This is a genomic window from Mucilaginibacter sp. P4_C11, from assembly GCF_056402115.1.
Window position 1 is genome coordinate 14,005 of the sequence record NZ_JBFUIA010000043.1, and the last position, 16,388, is coordinate 30,392.

The 16,388-nt window shown below is 42.6% G+C and carries 13 protein-coding genes; 1 reads left to right on the plus strand and 12 read right to left on the minus strand.

Features of this window, described 5'->3' with window-relative positions; all coding sequences use genetic code 11:
• The first annotated feature begins 88 nt into the window (after nucleotides 1-88).
• The gene (locus AC1DU2_RS27335) at nucleotides 89-1,975 is read left to right on the plus strand and encodes a S9 family peptidase (protein WP_477388416.1); all 1,887 of its coding nucleotides are present in this window, start codon (nucleotides 89-91) and stop codon (nucleotides 1,973-1,975) included.
• A gap of 416 nt (nucleotides 1,976-2,391) precedes the next feature.
• Here the strand turns inward: AC1DU2_RS27335 and AC1DU2_RS27340 are convergent, their stop codons facing one another.
• The 12 genes from AC1DU2_RS27340 to AC1DU2_RS27395 form a co-directional block, all read right to left on the minus strand.
• On the minus strand, nucleotides 2,392-3,276 hold the full coding sequence (locus AC1DU2_RS27340) for a polysaccharide deacetylase family protein (RefSeq protein ID WP_477388418.1): 885 nt from the start codon (nucleotides 3,274-3,276) through the stop codon (nucleotides 2,392-2,394).
• Nucleotides 3,277-3,450: 174 nt separating this feature from the next.
• Complete coding sequence (locus AC1DU2_RS27345; protein WP_477388420.1) at nucleotides 3,451-4,338, minus strand: NAD(P)-dependent oxidoreductase; 888 nt, start codon at nucleotides 4,336-4,338, stop codon at nucleotides 3,451-3,453.
• A 4-nt stretch (nucleotides 4,339-4,342) separates the two neighbouring features.
• Nucleotides 4,343-4,621: a LapA family protein gene (locus tag AC1DU2_RS27350; RefSeq protein ID WP_477365902.1), complete on the minus strand. Its 279-nt coding sequence runs from the start codon at nucleotides 4,619-4,621 to the stop codon at nucleotides 4,343-4,345.
• 1,063 nt (nucleotides 4,622-5,684) lie between these two features.
• Nucleotides 5,685-6,587 carry a DMT family transporter gene (locus AC1DU2_RS27355; protein WP_477388422.1) on the minus strand — a complete coding sequence of 301 codons (903 nt, stop codon included), beginning with the start codon at nucleotides 6,585-6,587 and terminating at the stop codon, nucleotides 5,685-5,687.
• 52 nt (nucleotides 6,588-6,639) lie between these two features.
• Nucleotides 6,640-7,743 (minus strand): LptF/LptG family permease, encoded by a 1,104-nt coding sequence (locus tag AC1DU2_RS27360; RefSeq protein ID WP_192910121.1) that lies wholly within the window; start codon nucleotides 7,741-7,743, stop codon nucleotides 6,640-6,642.
• Between the two features lie 83 nt (nucleotides 7,744-7,826).
• Nucleotides 7,827-8,957, minus strand: coding sequence for a tRNA guanosine(34) transglycosylase Tgt (gene tgt, locus AC1DU2_RS27365; protein WP_477388424.1), 1,131 nt, complete (start codon nucleotides 8,955-8,957; stop codon nucleotides 7,827-7,829).
• Between the two features lie 238 nt (nucleotides 8,958-9,195).
• Nucleotides 9,196-9,399 carry a hypothetical protein gene (locus AC1DU2_RS27370; protein WP_477388426.1) on the minus strand — a complete coding sequence of 68 codons (204 nt, stop codon included), beginning with the start codon at nucleotides 9,397-9,399 and terminating at the stop codon, nucleotides 9,196-9,198.
• 190 nt (nucleotides 9,400-9,589) lie between these two features.
• On the minus strand, nucleotides 9,590-10,453 hold the full coding sequence (locus AC1DU2_RS27375) for an Rpn family recombination-promoting nuclease/putative transposase (protein WP_477388428.1): 864 nt from the start codon (nucleotides 10,451-10,453) through the stop codon (nucleotides 9,590-9,592).
• Nucleotides 10,454-10,774: 321 nt separating this feature from the next.
• On the minus strand, nucleotides 10,775-11,497 hold the full coding sequence (locus tag AC1DU2_RS27380) for a hypothetical protein (RefSeq protein ID WP_477388430.1): 723 nt from the start codon (nucleotides 11,495-11,497) through the stop codon (nucleotides 10,775-10,777).
• Between the two features lie 103 nt (nucleotides 11,498-11,600).
• Nucleotides 11,601-12,290, minus strand: coding sequence for a hypothetical protein (locus tag AC1DU2_RS27385; protein WP_477388432.1), 690 nt, complete (start codon nucleotides 12,288-12,290; stop codon nucleotides 11,601-11,603).
• Nucleotides 12,291-12,294: 4 nt separating this feature from the next.
• Nucleotides 12,295-14,655, minus strand: coding sequence for a hypothetical protein (locus AC1DU2_RS27390; RefSeq protein WP_477388434.1), 2,361 nt, complete (start codon nucleotides 14,653-14,655; stop codon nucleotides 12,295-12,297).
• 88 nt (nucleotides 14,656-14,743) lie between these two features.
• Nucleotides 14,744-15,907 (minus strand): alpha-xenorhabdolysin family binary toxin subunit A, encoded by a 1,164-nt coding sequence (locus AC1DU2_RS27395; RefSeq protein ID WP_477365875.1) that lies wholly within the window; start codon nucleotides 15,905-15,907, stop codon nucleotides 14,744-14,746.
• Nucleotides 15,908-16,388: the final 481 nt, after the last annotated feature.

A 16,388-nucleotide genomic window follows, 5' to 3' on the forward strand; every position in this document is an offset into this window, starting at 1 on the left:
TAAAAGCCGTCTTTGTTGGAAATAGTAGGGTGAGGCTCTTTTGTTTTTGCGAAATATTTGCTATAACTTGCTGAAAATTAAACCTAAAATGAAATATTTATCCTTACTGGCCGTGGCTGTAATGTTCAGCGCGTGCAAAAACATAGACAAGCCTACGGTTGTAAAATCATACACCATTGAGCAATTGTATAATAATAAATCAATTGGCGGGGCGGGCTTTAATGCCGACGAAACCAAGGTGCTGATTGAAGATAACAGCACCGGGATATTTAATATCTATGCCATTAATTTGGCCGATACCTCATCAAAACAGCTCACCCATTCAACCAAAGATTCCTATTTTTCTATAGGCTACGTGCCGGGCACCAACGATTTTTTATACAGCGCCGATCAGGGTGGTAACGAAAATAGTCACATCTACCTGCAAAAAGCCGATGGCTCGCCGGTGAAGGATCTTACACCATGGGCAAATACCACCAATAGTACAAACGGCTGGAGTGCCGATAAAAAGTACCTTTACGTTGTAAGTAACAAGCGCGACCCTAAGTTTTTTGACGTTTATAAACTTGATGTAGAAAACTGGAAAGATGAGCTGCTATATCAAAACAACGAAGGCTATTCGCCCGGCCCTGTTTCAAAATCCGAACGGTATATTACCTTAACCAAATCTATTACTACCGATAAAAATGAGTTGTACCTTTATGACAGGACGACAAAAGCGACCAAAAAATTAAGTAACGATAAAGATGCAACCTGGTACCCGGCGGCTTTCACCAAAGGCGATTCGAGTCTTTACTATATTACCAACGACGGAAGCGAGTTTAGTTACCTGGTAAAATATAACCTGGCAACCGGGGCGACCGCCAAAGTTTACAGCACCAACTGGGACGTTGTTGGCATGGAACTAAGCGACCTGGAAAAATATTACACCGTGTACGTAAATGCCGATGGCAAAACCAAAGTTTTGCTGTTTGATAATAGTACCGGTAAGCAAATGGATTTTCCGGAAATTAAAGATGGCGAGGCTAAGTCGGCAGTGTTTTCGCCAAGCGAGGAAAACATAATGCTTACGGTAGGTAGCAGCACAAGCCCGAATAACCTGTACGTTTACAATTTTGACAGGAAGGAATTAAAACCGATAACCCGCACACTAAACCCGGCGGTAAGCAGTGATGATTTGGTAAGTGCAGAAGTTGTCCATTTTAAATCTTTTGACGGGCTGGAAATTCCGGCGATTTATTACAAACCCCAAAATGCCGGCAAAGATAAACCGGTGCCAGCTATACTTTGGATACACGGCGGGCCGGGCGGCCAAACCACAACCAGCTTTAGTAACCAAATTCAATTTTTAGTTAACCATGGCTACGCGGTGCTGGCTGTTAACAACCGGGGTAGCAGCGGTTATGGTAAAACTTTTTACAAGCTGGATAACAAAGACCACAGCAACGGCGATTTAAAGGACTGCATCTGGGGTAAAAAATGGTTACAGCAACAAGCTTATATCGATACCGCCAAAATAGGCATACTGGGTGGTAGTTACGGCGGCTGCATGGTACTGGGTGCCCTTGCCTTTCATCCTAACGAATTTAAAGTGGGTGTAGACCTTTTTGGTGTAGCCAACTGGATGCGGACACTCAAAAGTATCCCACCGTACTGGGAGGCCCAGCGCAAGGCCCTTTACGAGGAACTGGGCGACCCGTACACGGCGGATAGTGTACACCTGAAAAAGATTTCGCCTTTGTTTCATTACCAAACCATCAACAAGCCGCTGATTGTTTTTCAGGGGATGAATGATGTGCGGGTGCTGCCTATTGAAAGCAAGGAAATTGTGGATGGTGTAAAAAAGAATGGCGTGCCGGTAGAATACGTCACCTATCCTAACGAAGGCCATGGCTTTACCAAAAAAGAAGACCAGATAACTACAGCCAACAAAACGCTGGCGTTTTTAGATAAATATTTGGCTGGGAAAAAGTAATCAACCGTCATTGCTTTGTGCTTGCTACGACAGGTCGCAAATTCCAGACTTACGAAGTTTTTAAAACTTCGTAAGTCTTCGTTGGCGAGGCACGGTTCAAGTCATCTTCAACGTCACTCCAATTTCGTGCTGTCCTCTTCCTGTCTAAAAAAACACTGCCTTGTTTGTATAAAGCCGTTTATTTCAATCTCAGAAAATAGCTGTCCGCTATTTGCGTCTATTGAAGTAGCTTAAACCAAATCGATTAAGGATCTCCTGTAAAACAAAAAGGTCTTTATCGTCAGTGATGTTTACGGTTAGCGTGGCCATAAACGAATTTACTGAAAATTATTTTCAAATGCTATTCCAAACAAAAACGGCCTATCTTCAAAAAAAGACAGGCCGTTTTACGTTCCCCCTTCAGGGGGTTAGGGGGCTTAGAAACTATTTCTTACGCTGTTGCTAAAAGTCTTTGTTGTCCAGTAGCCACTATCTAAAATACGGCGTACGGTCATCAGCGGATAATCAGGGTCGCGTTTGTCGGCAAGCTGGAATGCTATTTTGAAACCCTTCTTTTGAATCTCGGGCAATACCGGTTTTTTCCATACACCGAAAGGGTAGGCAAAGTAGTCGATTTTTTTGCCGGTTATTTCTTCCAGTTTTTTGGTAGGCTTGTCAATCTGTGTAACCCAGTCGTCAACCGGCTTGGTGGTTATTTTGCCATTTTTGCCTTTAATCTTAATTTCTGAGTTATGCGAGTACTTATCAACCCGGTGGTGGTCCCAGGTATGGCTGGCAATTACGTTACCCTCGTCTGATAGCTTTTTAACCATGTCTGCCGTCATATAATGCGGGCGGCCAAGTGATACTGTCATTACAAAATAAACTGCCTTAAAACCGTACTTTTTAAGCGTAGGGTTGGCAATAGTAAATTGATCGAGGTCGGTATCATCAAACGTAAGCATAATTGGTTTTTTGGGCAACGCTGCACCTGTTGTAAGGTAGGCGTACAACTGATCGGGCAGGATGGTGTGATAACCACTATCGGCCAGCATTTTTATATGCTCCTTAAACGCTGCAACCTGAACAATGTAATCTTTGGCGCCTTTTGAATCGGTAGGCTTCCAATCGCGTATCTGGTGATAGCAAACAATGGGCACCTGCTTACGGGCCATCACAGCTTTGTTATCTACTGAGGCTGCTGCGGTAGGCGTAGGGCTTGTGGCGGACGTACTGGCCGATTTATCGGTTGGTTTTCCCTGACATGACATGGTTGCGCCCAATGCACAAACTGCCATCCATACAAAAGTTTTCTTTATCATAAATAGAAGATAATTTTTTAATTAATTCAACAACGGCGAAATTAGGATTTTATTGAGATTTTCTTAGAGTTAAGAATCAAGACGGAAATTTCTAAGGCCTAAACTCTAAGTCAAAATCTCAATTCAAATTTATAATCGAAATAAATCCGAAATCGAAATCCCAATTCCGAAATTCTAAAGTCCTGCATCTTCGCTTACACCCCGACCAAAACCCTCTACCCAGTCCCTGTCGCAGAGTCCTTTTGCTACGGCGCTTAATAAGCGACTGTGCACGGCGTTTACAAGTGGCATGGGTGTGTAGCTCGCCTGTGATAGTTTAAAGGCAAGGCGGGCGTCTTTATAGACTAATTTGGCTTTGAATCCCACGGGTTCATATTGCTTGTTTGCAATTAGCCTTCCATAGTTTTGGTAAATGGGGGCGTTGAATAGCGTTGATCCAAAAAAGTTGGCCACCTGCGCACGGTCAAGGCCGTTCTTCTCGGCAAGGGTGTAAGCTTCGGCCATCATCTCCATTGATGCCATGATCATGAAGTTGCCAGCTATCTTCACCACGTTGGCGCCGCCAACTTCTTCGCCAAAATCATGTATGGCCTGGCCCAGGCAGTCGAGCACTGGTTTGGCAACATCTTTTACCTGCTGAGGGCCGGAAACGCAGATGAAAAGTTTTTTTGCTGCTGCTGCCTCAGGCCTTCCGAAAACGGGTGAAGCCAGGTAATAGCTGCCCAACTGCTCATGGGCTTTTGCCAGCTCAACAGCCGTTTCGGGCGATATGGTGCTCATGGATATGTGCACAGCATTTGGCTGTAGCGTTTTTAAAATTCCGTCGGGGCCTGTAACCGATTCTCGCAACACATCATCTTCCGATAGCATCGTGATCACGATAGGTACACCGACGGCGGCTTCGGCTGGTGTTTGGCATTTGGTGATGCCGGCCTGGTCTAGCTCGTCGGCTTTGCTGAGGGTGCGGTTATGGACTTGTAGATGGTAGCCGGCGTCGATGAGGTTTTTGGCCATGTGGATGCCCATGTTGCCAAGGCCGATAAATCCGATTTTATTTTTCATAGTTTTAGTTAATGTATTCCCTGTCTTCGTCACTTAGTGTATTTTTATCGTCTTTTTGGTGGATGTTGTCATGATAACCTTCAATGTCATATTTGGCTTTTTTGGGGCGGCCAACCATAAAGCCCAGGACAAACCCTACAAGGGTCATGGTGATCATGATGGCCAGTTTGGAGACCCTGAAACTCATGAACAAGAATGCGAAAGTTACATTGTCGGTATTTTGGGCAAGCGCGGCCGTAAGCAAAATAGTGATGATAACTATGGTGATGGTTTTTATGCTCATGATGTTTTGATTTGTTAAAGTTAACAGTTAATACAAGATGCAGTTTTTAATGTTGAAATAAAAGGGTGTTTTAAATAGGAGAGAGATTTGAGATATTAGATGTGAGATTTGAGACATGAGACGGCCGGTGGTTTGATGWTCCAAATTTGTGATTATCTCCGATCTGATTTTTCTGTCTATACCTGTCTTTTTTACCCTGAAAATTTTGGAGTTAAATTCCGTCACGAAAAAAAATGCTTGTTATTAACGATAGATTTTTTGGTGGGGAAGTGGTCGGTCAGTTACCAATGGCCGGCCAATTTTGATCGACGTGGTTAATGACGATGAACGGCCTTAACTTTAATATTTCGCGGTTTTTTAAAACCAGATTCACTCACTGTTTTCTTTGATGAGAAGTAAATTTTTCCTGCTCATTTTTCAGTCCAGTATACAAAACAGATGTCTGCTCTCATTTAATTAGAATCCTCATTTTTTCATTCAGTACACTTTGTTGTTTGGCAATCTCTCAAATTCAAATCTGTACTTTTTAATTAAATAAAGTTGATTAAGTATCTCATTTATTGATTGGTAAATGTATATTAATTGGTGTATGTTTTTGCTTGCTAATTTTTTTAGTTTTTTGCAATTTGATTTAGTCTTCTTTTGTTTAATTTTTACTTCTGATAAATAATATAAGTTGTTGATTTTTAATTAACTAAAATTTATTATAAAACTCGTTTTTTAATTTTTATTAACGAAATTGTCAGACGTGAATCTCCCTTTTGCGCTTCTGATAAAGTTTTCCGTTTTTAAATTTAAATACACTAACTAAAAACCGGATTTTGCCGCTAATCGACGCGCGTTGATTTAAACAGGCAGGAACGTGCCGAAAAATTACAATCGCTCACAGGGCTTAAAAATGGCGTTTTATGGCATGCGGATTTATCCCCTATTCAGCCACTTTCGGGGCGGGAAATACTTGGATGAGTGGCAACTTTTTTGGACGCTGGATTGTGGGCAGGATATAAAACTAACCTGGGGAACCGGTTAAGGAAAATAGAACATCGCAAAGAATATAGAAAGATTAGCTGCGATTTTTACGCCTGGCAATTTGCGATTGGGCAACCGGGTAAAGGAATATGGTGGACAGGATAAGCACCGATCCGCCCCAGAAACCGATGGACATTTTATTCATATCGCCAAAGAAAATAAACGCCATGATGATACCATATACCGGCTCGAGGTTGGTGATAAGCGCTACCCGGAACGCCGAAAGTTCGCGCATAACGGATACCCCGGCAACGTAAGCAAGGGACGTGCACACCGTGCCAAGGAGTACCAGGTAGCCAATATCTGCCGGCTTTAAAAGTAGTTTTTGGTTGTAGCCGTTGGTTGCAAAAAGATAAACCGAGATCCAAAAAAATGCTCCTGTCAGTTCATAAAATGCAATGATAGGTGCTTCGCTTTTTTTAACAAACCGGGAGTTGATGATAGAAAAAAGGGCCGCGCAAACCGCGCTTGCCAGCCCGGCTATTATCCCCTTAGTGTATTTAGTTTCGAATTTGAAAATTAATACGATGCCGGTAATGATTAACAAACCCGCCATGATTTCCAGTTTGGAGATCCTGGTTTTGTTAATCAGCGGCTCAAAAATGGCGGTAAATAAAGTGATGCTGGAGAGGCAAACTAACGACACCGGAACGGTAGAAAGCTTGATAGAAGCGAAGAAAAGTATCCAATGGCCGCCCACCAAAGCGCCCGTAAAAACCATTTTTAGCATGATTTTTCGCTCTACTTTGAAGTCTGTTTTGCTGAATTTGAAGTATAAAAACAACGAAACAAAGGCTATTAACACCCGGTACCACACCAATTGTACTGCCGAAATGGTGATTAATTGACCCAAAATACCGGTAAAACCCCAGATAAAAACTGTAAAATGGAGTATAATCAGGTTCTTATTGAGCGCTTTTGGGGTATTTTTATCCAATTTTTTGACAATTTATTTCAATTTTTTAATACTTTTTCAATACTATTTAACACTATTTAGGTGCTTTTAACAACACGTAATAGCCTAATATACCAAATAATGTATTAGGAATTAGCACCGTAAAAATTGGCGGGACACCGCCTTTTATCGAAAATACGATCGAGAATTTCTCAATAATGATGTAGGTGAAACACAACAAAATCCCAATCCCAAGTGGTAATCCTACGCCGCCACGCACCTTGCGGGACGACAGCGCGACCCCCAAAACGGTTAAAACATATGCCGATAATGGGTACACAAAGCGGTGGTATTTTTCGTAATAAAGGTTGTTTAAAACCTCAGGCCGGCGTAGCTTTTCCTTATCAATATTCTTGTTCAGCTCGCTTAATGACATCGCCGCGTATACGTTATCGTACACAATAAAGTCGGTTGGGTGCATGTCCAGTACGGTATCTTTTTGGCCCGGATTGTGGATAAATTGTTCCTTTAACCCTTTAATATATCTAACGTCGTAGTTTTTTAAAGCCCAGATCCTTTTTACAGAATCGTAGGTTACCTGCTGGGCAATCAGCTTTTCGCGCAGGGTATCACCGTTAAATTTCTCCATAATAAAGGTGTATCCGGTGTGCACTGTTGGGTCATAATTGGCCAGGTAAACATAGGTGTGTTTATCAATTTGCATGTGCACCTCGCTCTTGGTGGGGTCGTTATCGGTGATGCCGTTGGCGTTTTCAAAATCGTTTTTGAGGTGGTTTGTATACGGGATAAGGTACACATTGGCAAAAAACGATACCACAAATATGAGCGATGCAGCTATAAAATAGGGCCTTAAAAAGCGGTTAAAACTGGCCTTGCCACTCAGTATCGGAACGATTTCTGTTTGGTTTGCCATCTTGGCGGTAAAGAAAATTACCGCCAAAAAGTTAATCAGCGGCGATAGTAAATTCAGGTAAAAAGGCACAAAACCGGCGTAGTATTTAAATACAATATCGTGCAGCGTGGCATGCCTGCTGGTGAAGTTATCCAGCTTCTCGGAGATGTCGAACACTACCGAAATAGCCGCGAAAATGGCCATCGTAAACACAAATGTGCCCAGGTATTTTTTGATAATAAACCTGTCGATAACCATCAGGTACCGGTGTATAAAAGTCCTCATCGGCAGATTAAATGTTTTTTAAAGCCATGGTTTATATTATGTAAGCAACGCTTTTTATGGTGCATTATTTGATTAACCTGCAATTATAATCGCTGGCCAAGGCGGCCAACCATCCTGTTTTTCCAGCCATAAAATTCGCCGCTAATGATCTTTTTACGCGCTTCTTTAACCAGCCAAAGGTAAAAATGGAGGTTGTGCAGTGTGGCAATTTGTGCCCCAAGCATCTCGCCCGAATGGATCAAATGGCGTAAATAAGCTTTGCTGTATTCCTTATCGGCAAATAAATCGCTATCGTCTTCTATCGCGCTAAAGTCGTTTTTCCATTTCTCATTCTTGATATTTATGATGCCGTTTTTGGTAAAAAGCATGCCGTTTCGGGCATTGCGGGTAGGCATAACGCAGTCAAACATATCAATTCCAAGGGCGATATTTTCCAATAAATTGATGGGAGTGCCTACGCCCATCAGGTAACGTGGCTTGTGTTCGGGCAAAATATTGCATACAATTTCGGTCATCGCGTACATTTCTTCGGCTGGTTCGCCTACCGAAAGGCCGCCTATGGCATTCCCTTCGCGCTCAAATGAAGCGATAACCTCGGCCGATTTTACCCTTAAATCTTTATAAACCGAGCCTTGTACAATCGGGAAAAGTGTTTGGCTGTACCCGTATTTTGGCTCCGTACTATCAAACCTGTCGCAGCATCTTTTGAGCCAGCGATGCGTCATTTCTATCGACCGCCGGGCATAGCCATACTCGCAGGGGTAGGGGGTGCATTCGTCAAAAGCCATGATGATATCGGCACCAATAACACGCTGGATATCCATCACATTTTCGGGTGTAAACAGGTGTTTTGACCCATCAATATGCGAACGGAAGGTTACGCCTTCCTCCTTAATCTTACGTACTTCGGTAAGCGAATACACCTGGTAGCCGCCGCTATCGGTTAAAATGGGGCCGTCCCAGCCGTTAAACTTATGCAGGCCGCCGGCGCTTTCCAAGGTATTTAGTCCTGGTCGCAGGTATAAATGATAGGTGTTTCCTAAAATAATTTGTGCTTCTATATCCGTTTTAAGTTCGCGCTGGTGCACCGCTTTTACGGTGCCGGCTGTGCCAACGGGCATAAATATGGGGGTTTCAATAGTACCATGGTCGGTGGTAATTTCACCGGCGCGGGCCTTTGAAAGTGTGTCTTGTGCTGCTAATTTAAATTTCATTTTGAGGGTGTAAAATTAGCAAAAAAAGCCTCACCCCGGCCCTCTCCAAAGGAGAGGGAGTTAAAAAAGATTTATTTAGAAGCATGGTAGCTAAGGGAATAGCACCTCGGGCTAACATGTTGGCCCGAAAATATCAATTATTCAATTGCTTTAAGTAGGGGTATAGCGCATTCGCCCCGGCAGAATGGCGGTCTTTATCTATATACGTAACTGTTTATTTTGTTCAAAAAACCGACAATTAATTCATTGTAGGTTTCTTCATTATAACCGTTACGCATAGTGTGTTTACATACCATATGGTTTTTAACGAAGCTAAGTTATAATCGATACTGCAAACATAGGTATCAATTTTGTTTATTTGCTGTATAACGTCTTGCCTTTGCCCGTAGCTGCTGCCTGCAAAAAATAGTAGTAATAATACGTTACAGAGCGGTTTTTTCATTAATGATTCATTTTCCAAATAGCCAGATGAAATCCTGAAAATTAAATTAGATGTTTGCCGCTTATAAAAAATATTCAATGGTAATTTGCGATTTATCAGGCACAGATAAGATAGTTAAAAGTAAATGCTCCTACGATATTAATGCCTTATATAGCATCACACATTGAGATGGCAAGATTAGGAATTAATATTACTTTAAACCTTTTCGCACATTTTCAACAAAAGTTGCATCAACTGAAGCTAATGAGGCTATTTTCTGGTCATCAAAGTCGGTATCTTGAATAAGGTTTTTAACAAAAGATTCGCGGGCAATTTTATCCGCCTCTTTTACCGCGTAGTCAAGCACATTCTTGTTATCCCATTTTTGTTTTAAGCTGCTATCGTACAACATTTTTTCCTCCTTTGTCAGGTTGCTATATTCTGCTATGTTAAATAGTTTTTCAAAAACCGGCTTTCTCAAATAAGCCGGTAACTTGTCCATGCTGCTCATATTGTTCAGCACAAAAAGCCATCGGTCAAGATCTGTTTCCAGTTCACTATCCAATTTTACAAAGTTACGCAATTCAATATAGGTGTAGCCTAATTCATCGTAACATATTTTACCTGTATCTCTGTTACACAGGCAAATATCATGCAGATACTCAGCAGCGGGGCTATCATCCAAAACAAAATCTTCCAATAATGCAATTAAATAAACACCACTTATATTGTAAGCCCATTCACTTCGCTTACCCTTAGGCGCTTGTTCGCTAATAAGACGACTGGTATAAAACAATGCTCGTTGTTTAAACTTTTCTTGCTTGCCGCGTTGTACCTCAATAATAAATTGCTCTCCGTCGGTACCGGTACAAAGCAGGTCGAATATTGCCCCACCTTCATGTTTTGTTTCACCAGGGTGCTCATTTTTATTGTAAACCAAATCGGCAATGAGTTTTCGCCCACGGAATACCTCATTTAAAAAAGCAATGAGCAGGTCTTTATTGGGGTCGCTGCCGAAAAGCCGTTTAAAGGCAAAGTCGGTCATGGGGTCAATATACCGGGGTTGTTTATTCATGGGTTCCTAAACAGTAAATATATCTATTTGCTTGAACAAGTTCGCCGGTTTTAAGAAAATCGGGCTGGCTTAACTATCCTGAATTTAAAAAAGAGTTTTGGGCGGAAAGGAGGGGAAAACTATCTTTCGAGCGTGGCGAAAATCTTATGCGAAGGGTATTAACCAAGCATCGTTGCATGGCATATTACCGAAGATTTCCCCTGCCCATTCCGCCCTCCCGTCCAATCGATGACAATCTGGGCGATTGATTGAAGAGATCGAAAAAGTGCGGTATATAGCAGCGCTTTGGCGGGACACCCCCGCCCGCATCTTTATGTTAACTCATCTTCCCATCAACTTATTAAGATAAGCTATATCAATGGTTTTGTTCACTTTGTTTGAGATATCGGCAAATGAAACAGGCCGTTTAATATCGCCCTCGTCAACTAATACAATATCGTCGGCTACCTTGCGGAGCTTGTCGACGACGGTATCGATGAACCAAACGCAATTAGCATTGAGAGCCGGGTTGTCTTTTTGTTCTTCGGTAAAAAAAGTTAATATCCCGATGGTTAGTCCCCATATCTGTACAGATTCTGTGGTTGTGGCCAGGTACAAATTATCAGCATTTTTTAAATAAAAGAAACAGGGGCTCTGTTCAACATAGGTTAAAGTGAACTGGTTATCCCGGTTTACATTTTCTGTATTAGCAGGAAGGTCAAAATTATTTACTTTAACTGTTTTGCAAATATTGGGGTACTCGCTACAGGTCATTACATGGGTTTTTCTTGTTCGCGGGCTATTGCAGGTGAGCATAAATTTGTTATCAGTGAGGCTGATGAATGACCATTGTATACAATGGTCAATTATATTATTACTCATAATATCTGTAATTCTATCTATCCCGAGATCTATGGGTGCCGGAGGCGGGATTGGTGGATAACCAGGCTTAGGCATTGGGTAAATGATAACAACATCCTGAAAAGCGCCGCTTACACTCCCTTTGTCTTGTGCCAGCGAAAATAGTTTTCCCTGCATGGGGTTAGCGTAGTTAATAGGGGGCATGGTTTTTTAGGTTAAATTGGTTTATGAAAGTAAAATGTGCTTGTAATAAATAAAATTGTTTCGTTATCAGCCGCATGCGGCCTTTTCAAAATACCGTGCCCGTTTATTGCGACTTCAAAAATGCATCACACTCTGTTTGAAGCTGATCCCATGCTGTTATTGCCACAGAGAGGCTTAGGCCCGCTATAAAAGGAATTGAAAAATCAACCTGGCTTGTTTTTGCAATGGCTTCCAGGTCATCGGCAAGTGCCGACCATGCCCCCCGGATACTTCCGGTGGCATGGTCAAGCACGGCTATGCTTGCGGTTATTTCTTTCATAAAACCAAATTCTGTACCGGCAATATCACTATCAAGGTTATTGTTGGCCTTGTTGAAGGTAAAAACCTGATTCACAATATTGATAAAAGAAGCAGAAAGGGCCTTGGTTGATTCATATAAAGCAGCTACCGCTGTTGCCGCCTGTTGCTGTACCGCGGGTGTCATATCCTGCTCACTGGTAACTAATTGCTGCACCGCAATATTCAGCGCCGAAAAATCAGCTTTGGCTTTTGTTGCATATGCCATCAGCAAATTACACTGAGTCTTCATTTGCGGGGCAATGTCAGTGTCCCACAGGTAGGCGGCAGCAAGCGCATCCGGAAAATGAGGAAGGTGCTGCGTAATGGTATCCTTAATAGCCGCGCCCTGTTTGCAGGTTTTTACACGTGCTTTAATGGCATTCATATCCGTTTTGGGTATGGTAAACAGCGCCCCCATATTAAACGCCGTTAGTGATCGTTCTGTAATTGCCATGTCTTTATGCGATTCTTTTCGCGGATTTAGTATGTATTGAAGTTCCGGCGAATGACAGCGTTATTTTGTTCACCTGGCTCCGGGGCATCTTTTTATTTACCGAGATAGTCCATTCTGTAAAGGGGGTGGGTTGAAAGTAGGCTGCTTGCAATTCCTTACTGATGGCTCCAGGGGTATCGATGAAAATTTCGCCATTCTCTTCATGGTAGGCAAATGTCAGCTCTGCAGGGGTGCTGCTAAAACTGAATTTCTCGTTATTAAACCGGTCGGCATATATGCCAGAACTGCAAATGGTTACCGTAATCATCTTAGTTGCCTTAATGCCATGTAGCCATGCCTGTACTTTGTTTAACCTAACCCGGTGCATGTTCTCAAATACTTCGGTATCCATTCCAACAGCTATGGTAATTTGCCCATCTTTTATAAATGCCGCAATTGCATCGGCATTTGTTATATGTACACTATAACCTTCTTCTGATGCTTTAAAATCCGACGGCTTCGGCTTAAATTTCTCCAGGGCTTCAGCACGGTCTTTTTTCATATTGGCCACATCTGTTGTAAGTACAGCAGCTGTTTTTAAAATTGATGGGGTAACCGAGGAGTCCTGCAGGGCCCAGTATTTATAAGCCCGGGTATAATTCCTGATGGCCAGGTACATATAGGTTTTCATATTCATCTGCAAAACATAAACGTTATGCAGGGTATTTTTATCTGTCGCGATATCACCTTCAAGCGCTTTAAGGTAATTTTTATATGATTCTATCATATTTGCGCTTACCTTTTTTTGCATGTATAGCCTGGCCAATTCCTGGGTAACCTGTACCATGGCTGCCTGAGCGGCTGATTGCGCCTTTCCGTATATAGAAAGGATATCCAGTTGCTGGCGGTATTCTGCAGCGCCGGCAATGCTTGCATCTTCGGCGCCCCTCATCATATCATCTACCTGTAGCCGAAAAATATCCCACTCGGCCTGGCTTGAAATGTCAGCAGCATCAGGTATCTCAAAGTCGGTAACCGCTTTGGTATAATCCATTTTTTTTGCAACTTCTCTTAAATCATTCATGAATTTAAAGGTGTTCTGCAGCATCTTGGCTATGTTTTCGAGTTTTGACATGGCTTTGGACAGGTTACCAATAGCCGTTGCAAATTTTGATACGGTTTTTGCCGAATCTGCCGCGGCGGCGGCGGCTTTTCCTGCCTCGGCCACCGCACCTGCAGTAGCGCCTGCAGCGGCTACATCGCCAACACACATTGCCCCTATAGATGCAGCAAAAGTGCCAACGGCCATACAGATATCAAAAGCAGCTTTTAATGTTTGGTCCTGCTTCCATATCGCGATGCCTGCCTGAAAGTCGGCAGCAGCCCGCATACTGGCTAAATTTGCCGATGTCATGTTGGCTTGTGCCTGGTCATAAGCATTTTTTGCAGCATCAAGGTTAGATACGGCTTGTTTTATTAAACTGTCGGTAAATGTATCTGTATTGCTAAAATAAGTAAGCATTTGATTCCCGGCCCTGATCTGATCGGCTTTACTTACCGCATCCTGGGTTACCAGGTTGTACTGGGTTTCATAATTGGCAACAGATGCCAGATAGGCCCCGGCAAGTGTTTCGTAAATATCGGCGCTAAGCAGCGGCACAAAATTTAAATTACTTGCTTCAAGGGTAAGCTCGCCCAGCAGCGCCGAACTTTGATAGTAAAGATCGGCAAGGGGAATATTATTTTGAGAAGCAGCCTTAACCCACGCAAGTATAGCCCTTGCAGCACCTGGTTCAGCATCTATCAGGCGCGTACTAAACTGGTAAAGAGAGGATAGGGTGAGCTGCAACTCGGTACCAGGCAGTGGATGTGCCGGATTATCTGTAATGAGTTTAAGGTCTTTTGAGTATAGGTCGACAATTTGGGTTTTATAATTCGCGTGTTTAACATGAATGCCTAAGCCCGGAAAATCGGTGAGGGCAAAATTCTTGTTTTCATCGGCCTTTGGGCCCAGGGTGTTTATTTTTAGTTCGCCGCTAATTTCTGTTGCAAACAGCATAAAAGTTGCTGCGTTGTTTGAGCTGAAATCCATGGTAACAACGGAGGATGAATTGCAAACCAGCCTGCGGCTGATGATAAATATACCGCGGTTAAAAAGCTGGATATTTGCAGCCGGCATCTTTACAATATCTGCAATGATGTATACAATAACCGATTTGTGCTTATCGGCGGTTGCCAGTACTTCGTCCATATCCACAACCAGATCACGAAAAATAAGCTGACCGTTAAAGGGGATGGTAGCAGTTGTGCAAGGTATTTTATTTAATGCCTGGGCGTTTTTATAATAATCGGCCCAGTCTTTTTTGTCATTTACTGAAATTGCCATTTTGAAGGAATTGAAAAGTAAAATATAGGTTAACATTTACAGGCCAGATGTTTCATCTGGCCTGTGTTTATAAAAATATCCTGTTTTTTTATGCTACTGCATCCTCTGACTGGTGTATGCTCACCCTGTTTTTGCGGGTCAGCAACCTTTTAAGATCCTTTGCAGCATAAAAAGCCACAGTTGGGTTGGGTACAACAGTAATATAAGCGTTAATGCGATAGTTATCAGCCTCATCGGCTACTTTTTGCCATAATACAATAGCCTCCTCAATTCCTAGCCCTGCAATAAATGATGGCATATCTACAATTTCGCCACTAATAGTGGTCAGGATGCTGGAAAGGTCATCCTTTAGCGCGCTCCACATACCTTGAATTTTCTGAATGGCCGGAAGAGCGCCATCTATTTTTTTAGTAATGCCGGTGATATCGGCATTAATGCGGGTTAAATCAAGCACAAGTGTGGCGTCGGCAGCAATCTTAGCCTCAAGGTTGTTCACCAGATCGCTAAGCGCGTCTATCCTTGCTTTTGCATCGGTTGCTTTTTTACCATAAATTCCGGCCACAATTCCTGCCGCGATTGAGCCACATGGCCAAATCCAGGCGTAGCTTGCTGATGTGGCAGCTACAATGATATCATGCTTGTATTCGTCTTCCGCGTCAGATAGATCGGCCTTATCCTGGGCCAACCGATCTTGCATTGTTTTAATCGTTCCGCTTGTTCCTGATATCTTGTCGCTATAAGTTTTAAACAAAGTGCCGACAGCAGCTTCATTAACTGATGTATCTAAAGAGAATTTTTGCATGGCTGCCGCAACATTGGTAGCATGGGTTGAAAAAGCCTGCGCTTTGTTGATCATTACGTGCAGCGTTTGTTTCAGGTGATCAATTGATACGGTATCAGTGGGGTCGGCCTCAATTTTTAACAGCAACCCTAAAATAGCCCGGTAAAATATCGGGACTGAAACATTGTAAGCAATCAGATCTGAAGCGCACTTTACGCTGTCGGGTTTGGTAACGGAATCAAAAGTTTGGCAAATATCATATAGATTTTTGTACCCGTCAACAAGGGGTTGAAACTGTTCAATCCCGCCCGACGGAACGGCAGGTAGCGTTTTTTGCAAAAGCGCTGTGGTTGTTGGCAATAGCATGGCACCGGTAACAAATACCTGTATTGATAGCCACTCATTGGATGATAGCGCGAAAGTGGTGCCTTTAGCCAGGTCGCGCGGAGTAAGATCGATTGTTGTTGACATAAAATTGTAAGTTAAATTTGGTTTATTGATGGTGTTAATTGTTGTATTTAAAACGTTAACAGATACCGGTTGCTAAAAACATACCTTGACAGACCGTGCAATGCCCGGACCCTTTAAATTATTTGTTTATAACATCGATATCGGGAGTCGTTTCGTTACGCAAGTTCAGGCAATTGATAAAAGGAAAGCAGGGCCGAAACAGCTTTTATGTGGGGGGATTTTTAGCTACAAAAACGTATAGAACCTGGCGGTATTTCTGAATATTTAACGGGTACTTAAAGGGAAAATTTCAGGGGGGATCTCATCAATAGGGAGGCAGCCATTTTGGGGCGATTTATTAAGATAGCTGATAGAGCTCGTATCCTTTTATCCGATTTACAGAAGCTCTGTTTATAAATGGCATTTTTTACACGATGTTATGTGCAATCTTTGAGGGGGATTTTGTGCCGTTAATTTAATTAGCATTTTGAGTGGGGGGCAA

What these genes read in the sequence shown, in the direction of transcription:
- tgt (WP_477388424.1), bottom strand. Translation starts at nt 8,957, where the DNA reads ATGAAATTTAAATTAGCAGCACAAGACACACTTTCAAAGGCCCGCGCC.
- AC1DU2_RS27360 (WP_192910121.1), bottom strand. Translation starts at nt 7,743, where the DNA reads ATGAGGACTTTTATACACCGGTACCTGATGGTTATCGACAGGTTTATT.
- AC1DU2_RS27345 (WP_477388420.1), bottom strand. Translation starts at nt 4,338, where the DNA reads ATGAAAAATAAAATCGGATTTATCGGCCTTGGCAACATGGGCATCCAC.
- AC1DU2_RS27370 (WP_477388426.1), bottom strand. Translation starts at nt 9,399, where the DNA reads ATGAAAAAACCGCTCTGTAACGTATTATTACTACTATTTTTTGCAGGC.
- AC1DU2_RS27350 (WP_477365902.1), bottom strand. Translation starts at nt 4,621, where the DNA reads ATGAGCATAAAAACCATCACCATAGTTATCATCACTATTTTGCTTACG.
- AC1DU2_RS27340 (WP_477388418.1), bottom strand. Translation starts at nt 3,276, where the DNA reads ATGATAAAGAAAACTTTTGTATGGATGGCAGTTTGTGCATTGGGCGCA.
- AC1DU2_RS27390 (WP_477388434.1), bottom strand. Translation starts at nt 14,655, where the DNA reads ATGGCAATTTCAGTAAATGACAAAAAAGACTGGGCCGATTATTATAAA.
- AC1DU2_RS27335 (WP_477388416.1), top strand. Translation starts at nt 89, where the DNA reads ATGAAATATTTATCCTTACTGGCCGTGGCTGTAATGTTCAGCGCGTGC.
- AC1DU2_RS27385 (WP_477388432.1), bottom strand. Translation starts at nt 12,290, where the DNA reads ATGGCAATTACAGAACGATCACTAACGGCGTTTAATATGGGGGCGCTG.
- AC1DU2_RS27375 (WP_477388428.1), bottom strand. Translation starts at nt 10,453, where the DNA reads ATGAATAAACAACCCCGGTATATTGACCCCATGACCGACTTTGCCTTT.
- AC1DU2_RS27395 (WP_477365875.1), bottom strand. Translation starts at nt 15,907, where the DNA reads ATGTCAACAACAATCGATCTTACTCCGCGCGACCTGGCTAAAGGCACC.
- AC1DU2_RS27380 (WP_477388430.1), bottom strand. Translation starts at nt 11,497, where the DNA reads ATGCCCCCTATTAACTACGCTAACCCCATGCAGGGAAAACTATTTTCG.